The sequence below is a fragment of the Streptomyces sp. NPDC054765 genome (assembly GCF_053612065.1).
The window spans coordinates 124,412-141,778 of the sequence record NZ_JBSHBP010000004.1 but is presented as its reverse complement, the minus strand read 5'-3'; the positions used below and the strand labels follow the sequence as shown (position 1 = coordinate 141,778).

Genomic DNA, 17,367 nt, shown 5'->3' with positions numbered 1-17,367 from the left:
CTACCGGAATAACCGGTTCCACCGCCCCTCCATGCTCCCGCACGCTCCGCCTCCGGTGAACTGTGGGCCGGAAACGAAAAAACCTCTCGCGGGTGCGAGAGGTCTGCGCGCGGGTCTGGGACGACGATGGCCACGCCGTACTCGGTTCGTACGGGGCGGTCACTGCGGACCGGCGCGCCTGCTGCCAATAATCATGGCGAACGAGAGCACGGGGGCAGTCTGGCACACGACCACCCCCGGCGCCCGGCCCGTCTCAGGATGCGAGCACGCGCGTGTCACTGCCCGCGCCCGCGTCCTGCCGGCCCACCCGGTGCAGATCGATGGTCCGGGTCTCGCGCATCGTGACGTAGACGATCAGCGAGACGGCGGCGCAGCCGGCGACGTACCAGTAGTAGCCGGACTCGATGCCGCCGTCCTTGAACCACAGGGCCACATACTCCGCGGTGCCGCCGAACAGCGCGTTGGCGAGGGCGTACGGCAGCGCGACGCCCAGCGCACGGATGCCGGTCGGGAACAGCTCGGCCTTCACACAGGCGTTGATCGAGGTGTAGCCGGTGACCACGACCAGCGCGAGCATCGAGAGCCCCAGCGCCGGCCAGAAGCTGCCGGCGTGCCGGAGCAGCGTCATGATCGGCACGGTCAGGAAGGTCGAGCCGACCGCGAAGGTGATCAGCAGTGGCCGGCGGCCGATCCGGTCGGAGAGCTTCCCCGCCAGCGGCTGCAGGCACATGAAGAGGAACAGGGCGCAGAAGCTGACCAGCGAGGCGGTCGGCTTGTCCATCCCGGCGCTGCCCGAGAGGTACTTGGTGAGGTAGGTCGTGTAGGTGTAGTACGCGACCGTGCCGCCCATGGTGAGCGCCATGACCAGGAACGCCTCGCGCTTGTGGGCCAGCAGCGCCTTGAGGGTGCCGCGCGCCGGGTCGGCGTGAGCGCCCTCGTCCTCGGCGTACACCTCGGTCTCCAGCATGTTGCGGCGCAGATAGAAGACGATGGCGGCGCCCAGCGCTCCGACGATGAACGGGATCCGCCAGGCCCAGTGGTGCAGCGCGTCGTCCGACAGGGTGCGCTGCAGCACGATCTGCAGCCCGAGGCCGAGCAGTTGTCCCGCGGTCATCGACACATACTGGAAGCTGGAGGCGAAGCCGCGCCGCCCGGGGGCGGAGGCCTCGGTGAGGTAGGTGGCGCTGGCCGCGTACTCCCCGCCGACCGAGAGCCCCTGCAGCATCCGGGCCAGGAGCAGTACGGCCACCCCGCCGTAGCCCGCGACCGCGTAGGTCGGCGCGACGGCGATCAGGATCGCGGAGGCGGACATCAAGGTGACGGTCAGCGTGAGCGCGGCCTTCCGGCCCTTGCGGTCCCCGACCCGGCCGAGCACCCAGCCGCCCACCGGGCGCATGAAGAAGCCGACGGCGAAGATCCCCATGGTGTTCATGAGGTTCGCGGTGTCATTGCCCCGGGGAAAGAAGGAATCCGCAAAGTAGACCGCGAAGCTGGCATACACGAACCAGTCGAACCACTCGACCATGTTGCCGGCCGACCCGACCCAGATCTTCTTCCACTGCTCTCGTCCCATAGCCGCTCACGGTCGCGGACCCGGCAGCCTTCGGCAAGAGCGCGGTCGGCAACGATCGCAGCTACTTACGTGCGTTGTGGTCACAAGGAGGCCGGTCAGGTGCGCGATGCGCCCTCGTCGGCGTCGTCGCGGAGCCGTACTGCACGGTCCCGTCAGTCCCGCGGGGCGGCGGAGCGCGACTCGTCGAGGAAGTCCCGTACATGGCCGCTCACTTGTTCCCGGCCGGCGCCGGGGAGGCCGACGACGAGGTGGGTGCCGAAGCCGTCGAGGAGGGCGCGGGTGCGGGTGGCGAAGCGTTCGGCGTCGACGGGGCGGAACTCGCCCTTGTCGCGGCCCCGCGCGCCGTACCGCCCGCTCCCCCGGCCGCCCCGGCCAAGGCCCCCCGCGCAGGCCGGCTGAGCCGGCCCGGACCCGGCCGAGGCCGCCCCCGGCATCGTGCCGGTGGCGGCCTCGGTCATGCTCCGGGAGGACCGGGTCAGCCCAGCGGGTGCATCCAGCCGTGGGTGTCCTCGGCGATACCACGCTGGATGTCGAGGAGCGCGTCCCGCAGCTTCAGCGTGACCTTGCCGGGCTCACCGCCGGACTGGGTCCATTCGCCGCCCGCGCTCTTGACCGTGCCGACCGGGGTGATCACGGCGGCCGTGCCGCAGGCGAAGACCTCGGTGAGCGTGCCGTTCTCCGTGTCGGCCTTCCACTGGTCGATGGAGACCCGGGCCTCCTCCGACTCGTAGCCCAGGTCGCGGGCGACGGACAGCAGGGAGTCGCGGGTGACTCCGGCGAGGAGGGAGCCGGTCAGCGTGGGCGTGACGATCTTGTCCCCGTACACGAAGTACAGGTTCATGCCGCCCAGCTCCTCGACCCACTTGTGCTCCACGGCGTCGAGGTAGGCGACCTGGTCGCAGCCGTGCGCGGCGGCCTCGGCCTGCGCGAGCAGCGACGCGGCGTAGTTGCCGCCGGTCTTGGCGTCGCCCATACCGCCGGGGACGGCACGCACCCGGTCCTCGGACAGCCAGATGGAGACGGGCTTGACGCCACCGGCGAAGTACGCCCCGGCAGGCGAGGCGATGACCACGAAAAGGTACTCGTTGGCGGGCTTCACACCCAGCCCGACCTCGGTGGCGATCATGAACGGGCGCAGGTAGAGCGACTGCTCGCCGCCGTGCGCGGGCACCCAGTCCTTGTCCTGCCGGACAAGGAGGTCGCACGCCTCGATGAAGGTCTCGACGGGCAGCTCCGGCATGGCCAGCCGGCGAGCGGAGGCCTGGAAGCGCCGGGCGTTGGCGTCGGGGCGGAACGTGGCGACGGAGCCGTCGGGCTGCCGGTAGGCCTTGAGGCCCTCGAAGATCTCCTGCGCGTAGTGCAGGACGTTGGTCGCCGGGTCCAGGGAGAGCGGCCCGTACGGCACGAGCTGGCCGTCGTGCCAGCCGCGGCCCTCCGTCCACTTGATCGTCACCATGTGGTCGGTGAAGTGGCGGCCGAAGCCGGGGGCGGCCAGGATCTGCTCCCGCTCCGCGTCGGCGAGCGGATGCGAGGAGGGCTTGAGCTCGATCGTGGGCGTCGTCATCAATGCATGTCCTTCACTGCGTGTTCCGAGACCTGGGGCACCTCCCAGCGCCTGCTGGAGGAGCGTCACCGGCCCAGCCCTCCGGCCGGGGGCAAGGGGTCGGCCCTCACCATGCGGCACCGGTGTGATGGCGACCGCGCACGACGTCCTGGACGTACCGGTCGTTACTGGGACGTCCGAGTTTCCTCGCGAGCGGCGATGCCACGTCCGATTATCGCCCGTGGGTCTCCGCCGCCGGAACCGAGTGCGCGGTCCGGTTCCGATGGTCGCACCCACCGGGCGGTAAACCCAGAGCGGACCGACACGGACAGCGCCGGGCCCTGGGGTGGCCCGGCGCTGTCCGTGGTGCGTGTGTGCGCTGCCGGGCCTCAGCCCGCTACGCGTGCGACGAGCGTGTCGCCGATCTCGTCCGTGCTGCGTGCCGAGCCGTCCCTGGCCTCCAGGTCGGCCGCCACGGCCTCCTCGATCCGGGCGGCCTGCGGCTCGAAGCCGAGGTGGCGCAGCAGCAGGGCCACGGAGAGGACCGTCGCCGTCGGGTCGGCCTTGCCGGTGCCCGCGATGTCCGGCGCGGAGCCGTGCACCGGCTCGAACATCGAGGGGAATTCGCCGGTCGGGTTGATGTTCCCGGAGGCCGCCAGGCCGATACCGCCGGCGACGGCCGCGGCGAGGTCGGTGAGGATGTCGCCGAAGAGGTTGTCGGTGACGATCACGTCGAACCGCTCGGGCTGGGTGACGAAGAAGATCGTCGCGGCGTCGACATGCAGGTAGTCGGTGGTGACCTCGGGGTACTCCTGGCCGACCTTGTCGAAGATGTTCTTCCACATGTGGCCCGCGTACACCAGGACATTGTTCTTGTGCACCAGCGTCAGCTTCTTGCGCGGGCGGGCGTTGGCCCGCTCGTACGCGTCCCGGACCACGCGCTCGACGCCGTAGGCGGTGTTGAGGCTGACCTCGGTGGCGACCTCGGCGGGGGTGCCGGTGCGCAGGCTGCCGCCGTTGCCGGTGTACGGGCCCTCGGTGCCCTCGCGGACGACGATGAAGTCGATGTCGGGGCGGCCGGCGAGCGGCGTGGTGGTGTTCGGGAAGAGCTTCGACGGGCGCAGGTTGACGAAGTGGTCGAAGGCGAAGCGGAGCTTGAGCAGCAGACCGCGCTCCAGCACCCCGGAGGGTACGGACGGGTCGCCGATCGCGCCGAGCAGGATCGCGTCGTGCTGCTTGAGCGACTCCAGCTCCGCGTCCGGCAGGGTCTCACCGGTCGCATGCCATCGCCGGGCACCGAGGTCGTACTCCTTGGTTTCCAGCTTGACGTCCTGCGGGAGGACCGCGGTCAGGACCTTGAGGCCCTGGGCCACGACTTCCTGGCCGATACCGTCACCGGGGATCACTGCGAGGCGAATGCTGCGAGACATGGTGGGACCCTACTCTCCGTCCCATTGATTGACACGTCACGTCCGCCATACGGACAAGAAGGGAGTCGGTCAGCTGCCGTTCACCCCGCGTCCGGCTCGCGGTCGGGTCGCGCTGCGACATTCGGCGGCATGACTGGAAACACCCGGGCGACCGGCCCCCAGCCCTCCCCCACCCCGCGTGTCGGCATACCGGAGCAGTTGGCGGCCCGGATGAGCATGCCCGAGCAGCACGACTACCTCCGTACGAAGCTGAGCCGCCGCGGACTGCTGCGCACCTCGGCCGCGACCGCGGGAGTGGTGGCGGCCGCCGGTCTGCCGGCCGGTTCGGCCCAGGCCTCCCCCACCCTGCTGACCGCGACCGCCGCGGCCGGCGTCGACGGTGCGCTGGTCGCCCCGTTCGGCCGCCATCTGGCCTTCGGTGCGGACCCCAGGAGCCAGATGCGGGTGAGCTGGCAGGTGCCGCTCGCGGTCCGGCGGCCGTATCTGCGGGTGGGGCTCGAGCCGTGGGACCTGGGGCGCAAGATCGAGGCCGAGGTGCGCGACCTGCACACCCCGTCGCTGTCCGCGAAGCTGCCGGCCGTGCAGCAGTACTACCTGCACGCCGCGCTGGACGGGCTGCGGCCGGGAACGACGTACTACTACGGCGTCGGCCACGACGGCTTCGACCCGGCCGACCCGCGCCACTTCTCCACCGTCGGCACCTTCCGCACCGCCCCGGCCCGCCCCGAGCCGTTCGTCTTCACCGCCTTCGGCGACCAGGGCGTGAGCTACCACGCGCTCGCCAACGACCAGCTGATCCTGGGCCAGAACCCGTCCTTCCACCTGCATGCGGGCGACATCTGCTACGCGGACCCGGACGGCGAGGGCTCCGAGCACGACACCTATGACGCCCGGGTCTGGGACCAGTTCCTCGCGCAGACCGAGTCGGTGGCCAAGTCCGTGCCGTGGATGGTCACCACCGGGAATCACGACATGGAGGCCTGGTACTCCCCGCACGGCTACGGCGGCCAGAACGCCCGCTGGACACTGCCCGGGAACGGCCCGGACGCCGAGAACGCCCCCGGCGTCTACTCGTTCACCTACGGCAATGTCGCGGTCATCGCCCTGGACGCCAACGATGTCTCGTACGAGATCCCCGCCAACCAGGGCTACACCGGCGGCCGGCAGACCCGCTGGCTGGACCGCAGACTGGCACAGCTGCGCGGCACCGACGGCATCGACTTCCTCGTCGTCTTCTTCCACCACTGCGCCTTCTCCACCACCAACTCGCACGCCTCCGACGGCGGGGTGCGCGACGCCTGGCTGCCGCTCTTCGAGAAGCACCAGGTGGACCTGGTCATCAACGGCCACAACCACGTCTACGAGCGGACCGACGCCCTCAAGGGCGGCCGGGTCAGCAAGAAGATGCCGATCGGCGAGCGGGTCGACGCCACCCGCGAGGGCATCGTGTACGTGACCGCCGGCGGCGCGGGTCGGGCCCTCTACGACTTCCCCGCACCCGACAGCTACGAGGGCCACGTCAAGGACGTCGACCACGTCGACACCTACCACTGGACCAAGGGCAAGGTGAAGAACAAGGACACCGTGGAGTGGTCCCGGGTCCGCTACACCGGCTACTCCTTCATCGCCGTCGAGGTCTCGCCGGGCCATCGCCCGCGGATGAAGGTCACCGCCCTCGCCGAGTCCGGTGAGCGGATCGACCACTTCGAGGTGACCCGCTCGCCCGTGCAGTGAGGCGGCGGACGACGACTCGCGGGGGCGCCCGCATTCCGGGCGCCCCCGGACGGTTTACGGGTGACAGATCCAGCGGGCCACGGACAGCCGGATCCGCCAGCAGCAGCGGCAGGGCACCGACGCCGACTTCGACAGCACCGGCCCGGGTCGCGCGCGCAGCATCTCAGTGCCCGGTGGAGCCGCCGTTGTCACGGCGGTCGAGGGCACGCTGGAGAGCGGCCGCGGCGTTGCGGCGGTCGGCGTCGCTGGTCGTACGGGCGGCGTGACGGGTCCTGCGGACGGCGGTCTCAGCCATGATTCACGTCTCCAATGCCAGAGCCCCGAGAACAAATGGGATGCGTCGATCCAAAAGCGGCCGGAAGGGGCGGGGGCCTCGGCACCGCAGGGGTCACCTGCGCTCACGCACCGGGCCACATCCGCTTTCGCTCGATGGAGCGATGCGTTCGGCTCCTACAAAGCTAGGACAGCTCGGCCGTGATGTCTGCACAATTACTTGGGCTTCCTACTATCTGAGACGGCGGCCGTGTGCTCGAACGAGTGATCCACGGATATATGCCGGTCATGGACCTCTCGGCGCTCCTAGCGTGGCGGTGTCGCTTGTGCCACCAGGCCGAGCCCGCCCACACTTAGGAGGAGGTGCTGCACCATGACCGCACTCGCGCAGGAGGCGCCCGTGAAGACGCCGGAGATCACGACACCGGAGACCACGCCCCCCGGACCCGACCTGGACGAGGTCCTGTGGCAGGCATGGAAAGCCATGGAACTCCCCGAGGGCTACCACGCCGAGATCATCGAGGGGTCCATCGAGGTGTCGCCCACCGGTCGCCACAGTCACAGCAGGATCAGCTTCCAGCTGCGCCGACAGCTCACCCAGTACCTCGACAAGCAGTCGAGTGCCTACGCCGTCACCAACGACACCAACATCATCCACGGCCGTAAGGTCTGGATTCCGGACGCCCTCATCGCCCTCGAAGACGCCATCGTCGCCTCGGCAGGCGACACCGAATTCATCGCAGAAGACGGCATCGGACTCGATGTCCGCTGTGTAGCACTCGTCGCCGAGGTGGTCTCACCCGGTCATGACTGCAAGAAGCGCGACCGCATCCGCAAGCGCCGTGCATACGCCGGCGCCGGCATCCCCGTCTACGTGATCATCGACGACTACGACGGCCAGGGCACCGTCACCGTGCTGTCATCGCCCTCCCCCGAGAGAGCGGCCTACGCCGAGAGCCACCGGGTGCCGTACGGCACCGAAGTAACCATCCCCGAAGGCCCCGCCAAGGGCTTCGTCATCGGCGAAGCGATCACCGGCCCGCCGCGCAGCGCCTGACGCAACGCCGACGGCCCGGCCCCCGGGGAGAGGGGCCGGGCCGTCGGAGTATGCGCGGGCACTCAGCCCATGTGCGGGTAGCGGTAGTCCGTCGGCGGGACCAGGGTCTCCTTGATGGAGCGGGTGGAGGTCCAGCGCATCAGGTTCTGCTTGGCGCCGGCCTTGTCGTTGGTGCCGGACGCGCGGCCGCCGCCGAAGGGCTGCTGGCCGACGACGGCGCCGGTCGGCTTGTCGTTGATGTAGAAGTTGCCGGCCGCGAAGCGCAGCTTCTCGCAGGTCGCGGCGGCCGCGGCACGGTCCTGGGCGATGACGCAACCGGTCAGGCCGTACGCCGAGGCGGACTCCATCTGGGTGAGCATCGCGTCATAGTCGGCGTCGTCGTAGACGTAGACACCGAGGATCGGGCCGAAGTACTCGTCCTTGAAGATCTCGTTCTCCGGGTCGGTGGAGACCAGGACCGTCGGGCGGACGAAGTAGCCCTCGCTGTCGTCGTACGTGCCGCCGGCCACGATCTCGACGGTCGGGTCGGCCTTGGCGCGGTCGATCGCCGCCTTGTTCTTGGCGAACGAGCGCTCGTCGATGACGGCGGACATGAAGTTCGTCAGGTCCGCGACATCGCCCATGGACAGGGAGTCGACCTCGGCCGCGAACTCCTCCTTGAGGCCCGAGTTCCACAGCGAGGCCGGGACGTACGCACGGGAGGCCGCGGAACACTTCTGGCCCTGGAACTCGAAGGCGCCACGGGTCATGGCGGTCTTCAGCACGGCGCGGTCGGCCGACGGGTGGGCGACGATGAAGTCCTTGCCGCCGGTCTCGCCGACGAGCCGCGGGTAGGTCTTGTAGTTCTCGATGTTGACGCCGACCGTCTTCCACAGGTGCTGGAAGGTCTTGGTCGAACCGGTGAAGTGGATGCCCGCCAGGTCGGGGTGGGTCAGCGCCACCTCGGAGACGTCCTTGCCGTCACCGGTGACGAGGTTGATGACGCCCTTGGGCAGTCCGGCCTCCTCCAGCAGCTGCATCAGCAGCACGGCGGCGAGGGTCTGCGTCGGGGACGGCTTCCAGACCACGACATTGCCCATCAGGGCGGGCGCGGTCGGGAGGTTGCCGGCGATCGCGGTGAAGTTGAAGGGCGTGATCGCGTAGACGAAGCCTTCGAGGGGGCGGTGGTCCGAGCGGTTCCAGACGCCCGGGGAGTTCGCCGGGGGCTGCTCGGCGAGGATCTGGCGTGCGAAGTGCACATTGAAGCGCCAGAAGTCGATCAGCTCACAGGGGGTGTCGATCTCCGCCTGCTGGGCGGTCTTGCCCTGGCCGAGCATGGTGGCGGCGGCCATCGTCTCGCGCCAGGGGCCGGAGAGCAGATCGGCGGCCTTGAGGATGATCGCGGCGCGGTCGTCGAAGGACATCGCACGCCAGGCGGGGGCGGCGGCCAGCGCGGCGTCGACCGCGTCCTGGCCGTCCTTGACCGTGGCATTGGCGAACGTACCGAGCCGGGAGGCGTGGCGGTGCGGCTGGACGACGTCAAAACGCTCGCCGCCGCCCATCCGGCGCTCACCGCCGATGGTCATCGGCAGCTCGATCGGGTTGCCGGCCAGCTCCTTGAGCCTGGCCTCCAGACGGGAACGCTCCGGGCTGCCGGGGGCGTAGGTGTGGACCGGCTCGTTCACCGGCACGGGGACCTGGGTCACAGCGTCCATAGCGGCCGTGTCTCCTTCGATCTCGATCGTCGTGTTCGTACGTCGGTGGTGCGGCCGCGGCCGCTTCGGGTGGGCGACCACGGGCGGTGCCGTCCGGGATGCACCCCGGGCTTCCAGCATCCACCCGCGCCCGCCCCGTGGGGCGATCGGCCAGAGGCGGTCGGACTCGGGCCGCCGACGCCCTCAGGCTGCGGTCTCCCGGGGGACAACCCCGGACCCCCGGCCAAAAACGCGCCGGCCCATGGCCGTCAGCCTCGCGTCGCCAGCGACCTCAGGAAGAACCCGAGGTTCGCGGGGCGCTCGGCGAGCCGGCGCATGAAGTAGCCGTACCAGTCGGTGCCATAGGGGATGTACACCCGCATACGGTGCCCGTTGGCGACCAGTCGCTGCTGCTCCGCCTCGCGGATGCCGTACAGCATCTGGAATTCGTAGTCGGCCGGCTTGCGTCCGTTGCGGTGCGCGAGCTCCTGGGCGATGGCCACCATCCGCGGGTCGTGCGACCCGATCATGGGGTAGCCCTCCCCGCCCATCAGGATCTTCAGGCAGCGCACATACGCCTTGTCGACCTCCCGCTTGTCCTGGAAGGCGACGGTCGCGGGCTCCTTGTACGCGCCCTTGACCAGCCGCACCCGGGAGCCTTCCCCGGCGAGCTCGCGGCAGTCGTCCTCGGTGCGGAAGAGATAGGACTGCAGCACCGCGCCCGTCTGGGGGAAGCGCTCCCGCAGGTCGGCGAGGATCGCAAGGGTGGAGTCGACCGTGGTGTGGTCCTCCATGTCGAGGGTCACGGTCGTTCCGGCCTCGGCGGCGGCCTCGACCACCGGAGTGACGTTCTTCAGCGCCAGCTCGTGGCCGCCGGCCAGGGCCTGCCCGAAAGCGGACAGCTTGACCGACATCTCGGCCTTGACGCCGAGCCCTTGTTCCTTGAGGGCCGCCGCCAGCTGGAGATAGGCATCGCGGTTGCGCAGGGCCTCGGCCGGGTCGGTGATGTCCTCGCCCAGGTGGTCGAGGGTGATCTCCAGGCCGCGGGCGGCCAGGTTCCGCACGGCCGCCATGGACTCGTCCAGGCGCTCGCCGGCGACGAACCGGTCCACGACGGGCCGGGTAACCGGGGCGGCCGCGACAATGCGGCGGATGCTGTCGCTGCGCGCTGCGGCGAGGAGCACGGGACCCAGCATGGGCACCTCCACGATTCAGGGTGACAAGTACCGGCGGACGCCGGACGGGCTAACGCGTCGGCAAGATTGAGCCACCTGAAACTTAAGGATCGCGCCACTTCCCGGCCATCGACAGCTGTCACGCCTTCGTGGTTGGGATCTCAGACAGATGTATGAGAATGAAAGAGGAACAGCCGTGTCAGGGGTGACAGCGGCGTGAGAGGTGTCCCAGGTGCCGGTGATGCCGGTGGTTCCGGTGATGCCAGTGGTGCCGGTGGTGCCGGTGGTGCCGGTGAGGTGACGACAGGAGAGGAGCCGGGCGGCGGATGCGGGGCGATTACCAGCAGCTCGTGGACGAGATCTCGGCGGCGCTCGGCGCACCGGCGACGCTGGAGGACCGGGATTTCGGACTGATTGCGTTCGGGGCACACGAAGGGGACGACGACGAGGTCATGGACCCCGTACGGACCCGCTCGATCCTGCAGCGCCGCTCGTCGGCGGCGGTACGGGCCTGGTTCGAGGCGTTCGGGATCGCCCGCGCCAGAACGGCACTGCGCATTCCGCCGGACCCGGCGGCCGGCGTCTTCAAGGGGCGGATCTGTCTGCCCGTACGCCACCGGGGCATCGTGCACGGATATGTCTGGCTGCTGGACGACGGGCATCTGACCGACCTCGAACTGGGCGGCCGTGGGGTGCCGCCCGACCCGCGGATCGCGCAGGCGATGGAGACCGCCGCCCGGATCGGCGCGCTGCTGGCCGACGAGGCCCGCGCCGGCTCCGAACTCGGCGATCTGCTGCGGGAGTTGCTGGCCTCACCGCCCACCGGCCGGCCGGCCGCCGCGGCCGCGCTGCGCGATGCGCTGCGGGACACCCTGCGCTTCACCCCGGGGGTCCCGCTCACCCTGGTCGCGGTACTGCCCTGGGACACCTCGGACACGGACGCGGCGCCGCTGCCCAGCCTGCCGGGCCTGCTGGCGGCGTGCGCACTGCGGGCGGGCGCCCCGGCGGCCCCGGCGGAGGGCACGGACGAGACGGATTCCGCCGCACTGCACGACAGCGGACACCACGGCCCCTCCGGGGCCGGGGGCCGTGGGCAGTCCGCGGCCACCGGGCCCGCCCTGGCCGCGCTGGTGCGGCTGCGCTCGGCCGGCGCGCTCGCCCCGGCCCATGCCGTGGCCGAGCATCTGCTGCGCTCCCCGCGCGCGGGCGCCGCGCCGGCCGAGGGCGGCCACTCGCCGCGCAGCACCTCGCGTGGCGGCCCCGCCGGACACCCCCCGCCGCCCTGCCCCGGCGCCGCCGGAATCGGCGTCGGCACAACGGAGTTGACCGACCTCCCGGCCGCCTGGCGCGAAGCGCTGGATGCGGCCCGCGCGGCCCGCGCCGAGCCCCGGCTGGGCCCGGTCACCCAGTGGGACGCCCTCGGCCCGTACCGCATGCTGACCGCGCTGCCGGGCACCGCACCCGACCCGGCCGTCGGCCCGCTGCTGACTCCCGCACACGCCGAACTCGCCCGTACCGCCGAGATGTTCCTCGACTGCGCGGGCCAGGCGAGCCGCACCGCACAGGCCCTGGGCATCCACCGCCAGACGCTCTACTACCGCCTGGGCCGGGTGGAGAAGCTGACCGGCCTCGATCTCGACGACGGCGAGCACCGGCTGCTTCTGCACATGGCACTCAAGGCGGCACGGCTGTGACGGCCGCTCTGCCGTGCGCACGCCCGGCCGGTCACCGGATCGGGAGGGCATCACCCGGGTGTCCGGGTGACGGGTCCGGGTCCCGGGCGGCAGGCGCCGGGCGGCAGGTGCCGGGGACACCGGGGCCACGGCCGGCACCGCCGCAGATCACTCCTCCCCCAGCACCTCGCCCCCCAGCACCTCGCCCGCGGTGACCCGGCGCAGCGCGGTCGCCAGGTCCCGGCCGGAGGGCATCGCGTCCGGTGTGAGCAGCGACTGGACCATCAGGCCGGTGAGCAGGGCCCGGTAGAAGGAGCCGACGATGCGCGCCGCCTCCGGGCCGACCTCGGTGTCCGGGACTCCTTCGAAGAGCGCGACGAGGCCCTCACCGCCCTCCGGGAGCACCTCGCCGATCGCCTCACGCAGCGCCGCGTCGCGCGGCAGCAGCCCCAGCACCTCGACCTGCGCGGCGATGAACTCCCGTTCCGTGGCGATCCGTTGCAGGACCGAGTCCCAGGTCGCGGCGAACCGCTCCAGCGGGTCCGCGTCCGGTGCCTTCGCCGCGTCACCGACGGCCGGCAGCTGGGCCACGCTCATGCCCCACTCCTCGCCGGACGCGATGACCGCCTGGCGCATCAGGGCGTCCTTGGAGCCGTAGTGGTATCCGATGGAGGCGAGGTTGGCGCCGGAGGCGGCCACGATATCGCGGGCGGTGGTGCGGGCATACCCCTTCTCCAGGAGGCAGCGTTTGGCGCCCTCCAGAAGATCTTCACGGTGTCCCATGGAGGCAGCCTATCGCCGCATATACGCTCGTACCAGACGTCCGTATTAAACGGGCGTATTAAACGGGCGTATACATTCCTCCGGCCGCACACCACGGCATCCGCACGGTCACCGGCGAGGGTCGGGTCCGGGCCCCTTGCGCCGGTGCGTGCCGTCGTCGATCTCCACCTCTTCCTTGCGGATCTCGGCGCTGACCTCCTTCTGCTCGGTCACCCGCTCGGTCTCCAGCCGCACCCGCTCGACCGGCACGGTCTTCTTGCTGATGGTGGCCTGTTCCTCGTGCAGGACGACCTCGACCTCCCCGCCCTCCCCGATCCGTGGGGCGGTCCGGCCGGTCCGGCGCTCGTCCTCGGTGATCGGCTCGCGGATCACCCGCACCTCCTCGTGGGTGACCGGGACGGTGCGGTGCACCTCTTCGGTCACCACCCGCTTGCGCAGATGGGCCCGCCCGCTCTCGTGCTCCTCGGTGCCGATCTGCATCCGCTCCTCGGAGAGCACCACCTCGGGGGCCTGCTCCTTGCCGTGCACGGTGTCCGCCTCCCCGCGGTCGCCCGACCCCGGCCCCGACCGCACACCGGCACCGGCACCGGCACCGGCACCCGCCATCGGCCGGTCGGTCAGCTTGTTCCGTTCGCCGTCCGCGCGGGTGGGGAAAGCGGCGTTGCTCCTCGTGCGGGCCCTGGTCTCCGTCCTGCCCGCCCCGTCCGCCGTGCCGGCCGCGCCCGACGCCCCTGCCCCGCTCGGCGTATCCGACTCACCCGGCTCCCTGGCCGCGCCCGTCGCGCCCGTCATGCCCGTCATGCCCGTCATGCCCGTCACGCCCGTCGCACCGCCGGTCATCCGGGGCGGCGGCCCGGCCGACGCGACCGTGTCGGAGCGCGCGGTGTCACCGGCAACACCCTCGGGTCCACCGGAGCCGGACGTGCCCGGCCGGGCCATCCCGTAGTGGCGGTAGAGCCCGGCTTCTTCGGACGGGTCGAGATGACCGTCGGCGTCGATCCGCGGCGCCGCCTTGATGGTTTCCTTGGAGTGCGGCACATGCAGTTCATCGCCGGTCCGACGGGCCCCGGCGAGCGGAATGAAGGTCTCCTTCATCCCGAACAGCCCGGTACGCACCGTGATCCACTCGGGGTCGTTGGTGGCATCGTCCCGGTAGACCTGCTGGACCGTGCCCAGCTTCGCGCCGTCCGCATCGACCACATGCAGGCCGGTCAGGCTCTGCGGGGCGTCACCCAGGGGTGCATTCATGGCGTCTCTCTCCTTCCGCACGCACCGGCGGAGGCACGCACAGTCCCATTGCGCGACGCGAGCATCCCCGCTGCGACTCGGCGGGAGCGGCGGTGGGCGGCTCCGGCGGCCCCACGACGGCGCCGACGGTCCCCGCGAGCCGACCACCGAATACGCCATTCGGGTGAATGGTTGACGCATGAGACATCTCCGGACGTGGAGTCGCGGAACGTGCCGGCGTCCGTACGATGCGGGCACGCGAACGGGCCCGGACACCGCCCAAGCGGGGTCCAGGCCCGTTGACCTGCGAAAACCTACGGATCAGCCGCCGAGGTTCACCGCGCGCACGGAAGTCGCGCCGATCTCCTCGGCGATCTCGTTGAGCACATTCGGCGGAATCGTGTCGTCGACGGTCAGCGCGACCAGCGCCTCGCCACCGACATCGGCCCGGGAAACCTGCATCCCGCCGATATTGATGCCCGCCTCGCCCAGGATCCGGCCGACGGTGCCGACGACACCGGGGCGGTCGCTGTAGCGCAGGAAGGCCATGTGGTCCGCGAGCGACAGGTCGATGGAGTGGTCCCCGACCGCGACGATCTTCTGGGTGTTCTTGTGGCCGGAGAGCGTGCCGGAGATCGACACCTCGTCGCCGCCCGCGAGGGTGCCGCGCACGGTCACCACATTGCGGTGCTCGGGCGACTCGCTGCTGGTCGTCAGCCGCACCTCCACGCCGCGCTCCTGCGCGAACAGCGGGGCGTTGACGTAGGACACCGTCTCGTCCACGACATCCTCGAACACGCCCTTGAGCGCGGAGAGTTCGAGCACCTTGACGTCGTGCTGGGTGATCTCGCCGTACACCTCGACATCCAGCCGCATGGCGACCTCGCCGGCCAGCGCGGTGAAGATCCGGCCCAGGCGCTCGGCCAGCGGCAGACCCGGCTTGACGTCCTCGGCGATCACCCCGCCCTGGACGTTGACCGCGTCCGGCACCAGCTCGCCGGCCAGCGCCAGGCGCACCGACTTGGCGACCGAGATACCGGCCTTCTCCTGCGCCTCCCCCGTCGAGGCACCGAGGTGCGGGGTGGCGACGACCTGGTCGAACTCGAAGAGCGGCGAGTCGGTGCAGGGCTCGGTCGCGTAGACGTCGAGGCCCGCGCCGGCCACCCGGCCCTCCTTCAGCGCGGTGGCCAGCGCCGCCTCGTCGACGATCCCGCCGCGCGCGGCGTTGACGATCCGGACCGACGGCTTGACCTTGTGCAGCGCCTCGTCGCCGATAAGACCGACGGTCTCGGGCGTCTTGGGGAGGTGCACGGTGATGAAGTCCGCGACCTCCAGCAGCTCGTCCAGGGTCAGCAGCTTGACGCCCATCTGCGCGGCGCGGGCCGGCTGGACGTAGGGGTCGTAGGCGACGACCTTCATGCCGAACGCCGACATCCGCTGGGCGACCAGGACGCCGATCCGGCCGAGACCGACCACACCGAGGGTCTTCTCGCTCAGCTCGACGCCGGTGTACTTGCTGCGCTTCCACTCACCGTTCTTGAGGGCGGTGTTGGCCTGCGGGATGTTGCGGGCCGTGGCCACCAGCAGACCGCAGGCCAGCTCGGCGGCGGTGACGATGTTGGAGGTCGGAGCGTTGACGACCATCACGCCGGCCTTGGTGGCGGCGGAGACGTCGACGTTGTCCAGGCCCACACCCGCGCGGGCGACGACCTTCAGCTTCTTGGCCGCGGCAATGGCCTCGGCGTCGACCTTCGTCGCGCTGCGCACGAGGACGGCGTCGACATCGGCGATCGCAGGGAGCAGCTCGGCGCGGTCCGCGCCGTTGCAGTGCCGGATCTCGAAGTCCGGACCGAGGGCGTCGACCGTGGCGGGCGACAGCTCTTCGGCGATCAATACGACAGGTTTCGAGCTCACGTGGTCTTCAGTCCTCACTAGTCCTTCGCGGACGGCCGTCCCGACGGCCGAAGGCGGTGAAGGGGGAAAGCCGCGTGGAAGACGCACGACGCTGTGAGCCTGACGCGCTTGTGCATTGCAGTGTAGTGGCGGCGGGGGGCGCGTCCTGTGCCGTTGCGGAAGGATCACCCGTGCGTGGTTCCACGCGGTGGACAAGGCGCCGCGGCGGCCGTGGCCGGGCGCATGGACGAGGGGGCCGCGAGCTGTTTCGCGACCCCCTGTCCGTTCGGCTTACGCCTCGTCGTCCACCCAGCTCATCAGCTTGCGCAGCTGCTTGCCGGTGGTCTCCAGCAGGTGGTTCTCGTCGGCCTTCTTGTACTCGTGGTACTTCGGCAGGCCGGCGTTGTACTCCGCCATCCAGTTGTTGGCGAAGGTGCCGTCCTGGATCTCGGCGAGCACCTTCTTCATCTCGGCCTTGGTGTTCTCGTTCACGATCCGCGGGCCGGTGATGTAGTCGCCCCACTCGGCGGTCTCGGAGACCGACCAGCGCATCTTCTCCAGGCCGCCCTCGTACATCAGGTCCACGATCAGCTTGAGCTCGTGGAGGCACTCGAAGTACGCGATCTCGGGCTGGTAGCCCGCCTCGACCAGGGTCTCGAAACCGGCCTTGACCAGCGCCGAGGCGCCACCGCACAGGACGGCCTGCTCACCGAACAGGTCGGTCTCGGTCTCCTCGGTGAAGGTCGTCTTGATGACGCCGGCGCGGGTGCCGCCGATGCCCTTGGCGTACGAGAGGGCCAGCGCGAAGCCGTTGCCGGTCGCGTCCTGCTCGACGGCCGCGATGCAGGGCACGCCACGGCCTTCCTCGTACTGGCGGCGGACGAGGTGGCCCGGCCCCTTGGGGGCGACCATGCACACGTCCACACCGGCCGGAGCCTTGATGAAGCCGTAGCGGACGTTCAGGCCGTGGCCGAAGAACAGCGCGTCGCCGTCCTTCAGCTGGTCCTTGATGGACTCCTCGTAGACCTTGGCCTGGATCGGGTCCGGCACCAGGATCATGATGACGTCGGCCTCGGCGGCCGCCTCCGCGGGGGTCACCACGCGCAGGCCCTGCTCCTCGGCCTTGGCCTTGGACTTGGAGCCCTCGTGCAGACCGACCCGCACGTCGACACCCGAGTCGCGCAGGGACAGCGCGTGGGCGTGGCCCTGGCTGCCGTAGCCGATGACCGCGACCTTGCGGTTCTGGATGATGGACAGGTCGGCATCGTCGTCGTAGAACAGCTCGGCCACTTCGGGTATCTCCTTGGATCTAGCGGGTGCCCACACAGTACGT

General features: G+C 70.5%; 13 protein-coding genes and 1 pseudogene. 3 read left to right on the top strand and 11 right to left on the bottom strand.

The annotated features are described in order from the left end of the window. Nucleotides 1–253: 253 nt before the first annotated feature. From ACWGJY_RS04615 to ACWGJY_RS04600, 4 genes and pseudogenes are all read right to left on the bottom strand, one after another. Nucleotides 254–1,573: an MFS transporter gene (locus tag ACWGJY_RS04615; RefSeq protein WP_453259328.1), complete on the bottom strand. Its 1,320-nt coding sequence runs from the start codon at nt 1,571–1,573 to the stop codon at nt 254–256. A 152-nt stretch (nt 1,574–1,725) separates the two neighbouring features. Continuing rightward, nucleotides 1,726–1,914, bottom strand: a pseudogene (locus ACWGJY_RS04610) (TetR family transcriptional regulator C-terminal domain-containing protein); the annotation flags it as partial. 134 nt (nt 1,915–2,048) lie between these two features. Next, on the bottom strand, nt 2,049–3,137 hold the full coding sequence (locus ACWGJY_RS04605) for a branched-chain amino acid aminotransferase (protein WP_453259327.1): 1,089 nt from the start codon (nt 3,135–3,137) through the stop codon (nt 2,049–2,051). Nucleotides 3,138–3,505: 368 nt separating this feature from the next. Next, a complete protein-coding gene (locus ACWGJY_RS04600; RefSeq protein ID WP_453259326.1) occupies nt 3,506–4,546 on the bottom strand; it encodes a 3-isopropylmalate dehydrogenase in 1,041 nt (346 codons plus the stop codon). Nucleotides 4,547–4,675: 129 nt separating this feature from the next. On the opposite strand from ACWGJY_RS04600, the gene ACWGJY_RS04595 reads away from it, so the two are divergent. Further along, the gene (locus ACWGJY_RS04595; protein ID WP_453259325.1) at nt 4,676–6,280 is read left to right on the top strand and encodes a purple acid phosphatase family protein; all 1,605 of its coding nucleotides are present in this window, start codon (nt 4,676–4,678) and stop codon (nt 6,278–6,280) included. Between the two features lie 163 nt (nt 6,281–6,443). Here ACWGJY_RS04595 and ACWGJY_RS04590 read toward each other — a convergent pair whose 3' ends face one another. Beyond that, entirely contained in the window at nt 6,444–6,575 is a 132-nt protein-coding gene (locus tag ACWGJY_RS04590) for a hypothetical protein (RefSeq protein WP_453259324.1), read from the bottom strand. A 351-nt stretch (nt 6,576–6,926) separates the two neighbouring features. On the opposite strand from ACWGJY_RS04590, the gene ACWGJY_RS04585 reads away from it, so the two are divergent. Then, nucleotides 6,927–7,610, top strand: coding sequence for a Uma2 family endonuclease (locus tag ACWGJY_RS04585; RefSeq protein ID WP_453259323.1), 684 nt, complete (start codon nt 6,927–6,929; stop codon nt 7,608–7,610). Nucleotides 7,611–7,672: 62 nt separating this feature from the next. On the opposite strand, the gene pruA is transcribed toward ACWGJY_RS04585, so the two are convergent. Together pruA and ACWGJY_RS04575 are read right to left on the bottom strand one after the other, a co-directional pair. Continuing rightward, nucleotides 7,673–9,304, bottom strand: coding sequence for an L-glutamate gamma-semialdehyde dehydrogenase (gene pruA, locus ACWGJY_RS04580; RefSeq protein WP_453259322.1), 1,632 nt, complete (start codon nt 9,302–9,304; stop codon nt 7,673–7,675). 248 nt (nt 9,305–9,552) lie between these two features. Continuing rightward, nucleotides 9,553–10,479, bottom strand: coding sequence for a proline dehydrogenase family protein (locus ACWGJY_RS04575; protein ID WP_453259321.1), 927 nt, complete (start codon nt 10,477–10,479; stop codon nt 9,553–9,555). Nucleotides 10,480–10,784: 305 nt separating this feature from the next. Here ACWGJY_RS04575 and ACWGJY_RS04570 point away from each other — a divergent pair, with 305 nt between their 5' ends. Beyond that, nucleotides 10,785–12,152: a PucR family transcriptional regulator gene (locus tag ACWGJY_RS04570; RefSeq protein ID WP_453259320.1), complete on the top strand. Its 1,368-nt coding sequence runs from the start codon at nt 10,785–10,787 to the stop codon at nt 12,150–12,152. Between the two features lie 147 nt (nt 12,153–12,299). Here the strand turns inward: ACWGJY_RS04570 and ACWGJY_RS04565 are convergent, their stop codons facing one another. The 4 genes from ACWGJY_RS04565 to ilvC form a co-directional block, all read right to left on the bottom strand. After that, the gene (locus ACWGJY_RS04565; RefSeq protein ID WP_453259319.1) at nt 12,300–12,914 is read right to left on the bottom strand and encodes a TetR/AcrR family transcriptional regulator; all 615 of its coding nucleotides are present in this window, start codon (nt 12,912–12,914) and stop codon (nt 12,300–12,302) included. A 108-nt stretch (nt 12,915–13,022) separates the two neighbouring features. Continuing rightward, nucleotides 13,023–14,162 carry a PRC and DUF2382 domain-containing protein gene (locus ACWGJY_RS04560; protein ID WP_453259318.1) on the bottom strand — a complete coding sequence of 380 codons (1,140 nt, stop codon included), beginning with the start codon at nt 14,160–14,162 and terminating at the stop codon, nt 13,023–13,025. 300 nt (nt 14,163–14,462) lie between these two features. After that, nucleotides 14,463–16,055, bottom strand: a complete 1,593-nt coding sequence (serA, locus tag ACWGJY_RS04555) for a phosphoglycerate dehydrogenase (RefSeq protein WP_453259317.1) — start codon at nt 16,053–16,055, stop codon at nt 14,463–14,465. Between the two features lie 270 nt (nt 16,056–16,325). Beyond that, nucleotides 16,326–17,324 (bottom strand): ketol-acid reductoisomerase, encoded by a 999-nt coding sequence (ilvC, locus tag ACWGJY_RS04550; protein WP_453259316.1) that lies wholly within the window; start codon nt 17,322–17,324, stop codon nt 16,326–16,328. Between the last annotated feature and the right edge of the window lie 43 nt (nt 17,325–17,367).

Bases quoted from the DNA above. Each gene is read 5' to 3' on its own strand.
- ACWGJY_RS04575 (WP_453259321.1), bottom strand. From the start codon at position 10,479: ATGCTGGGTCCCGTGCTCCTCGCCGCAGCGCGCAGCGACAGCATCCGC.
- ACWGJY_RS04590 (WP_453259324.1), bottom strand. From the start codon at position 6,575: ATGGCTGAGACCGCCGTCCGCAGGACCCGTCACGCCGCCCGTACGACC.
- ACWGJY_RS04565 (WP_453259319.1), bottom strand. From the start codon at position 12,914: ATGGGACACCGTGAAGATCTTCTGGAGGGCGCCAAACGCTGCCTCCTG.
- ACWGJY_RS04600 (WP_453259326.1), bottom strand. From the start codon at position 4,546: ATGTCTCGCAGCATTCGCCTCGCAGTGATCCCCGGTGACGGTATCGGC.
- ACWGJY_RS04615 (WP_453259328.1), bottom strand. From the start codon at position 1,573: ATGGGACGAGAGCAGTGGAAGAAGATCTGGGTCGGGTCGGCCGGCAAC.
- ACWGJY_RS04570 (WP_453259320.1), top strand. From the start codon at position 10,785: ATGCGGGGCGATTACCAGCAGCTCGTGGACGAGATCTCGGCGGCGCTC.
- ACWGJY_RS04605 (WP_453259327.1), bottom strand. From the start codon at position 3,137: ATGACGACGCCCACGATCGAGCTCAAGCCCTCCTCGCATCCGCTCGCC.
- ACWGJY_RS04595 (WP_453259325.1), top strand. From the start codon at position 4,676: ATGACTGGAAACACCCGGGCGACCGGCCCCCAGCCCTCCCCCACCCCG.
- ACWGJY_RS04585 (WP_453259323.1), top strand. From the start codon at position 6,927: ATGACCGCACTCGCGCAGGAGGCGCCCGTGAAGACGCCGGAGATCACG.
- ACWGJY_RS04560 (WP_453259318.1), bottom strand. From the start codon at position 14,162: ATGAATGCACCCCTGGGTGACGCCCCGCAGAGCCTGACCGGCCTGCAT.
- pruA (WP_453259322.1), bottom strand. From the start codon at position 9,304: ATGGACGCTGTGACCCAGGTCCCCGTGCCGGTGAACGAGCCGGTCCAC.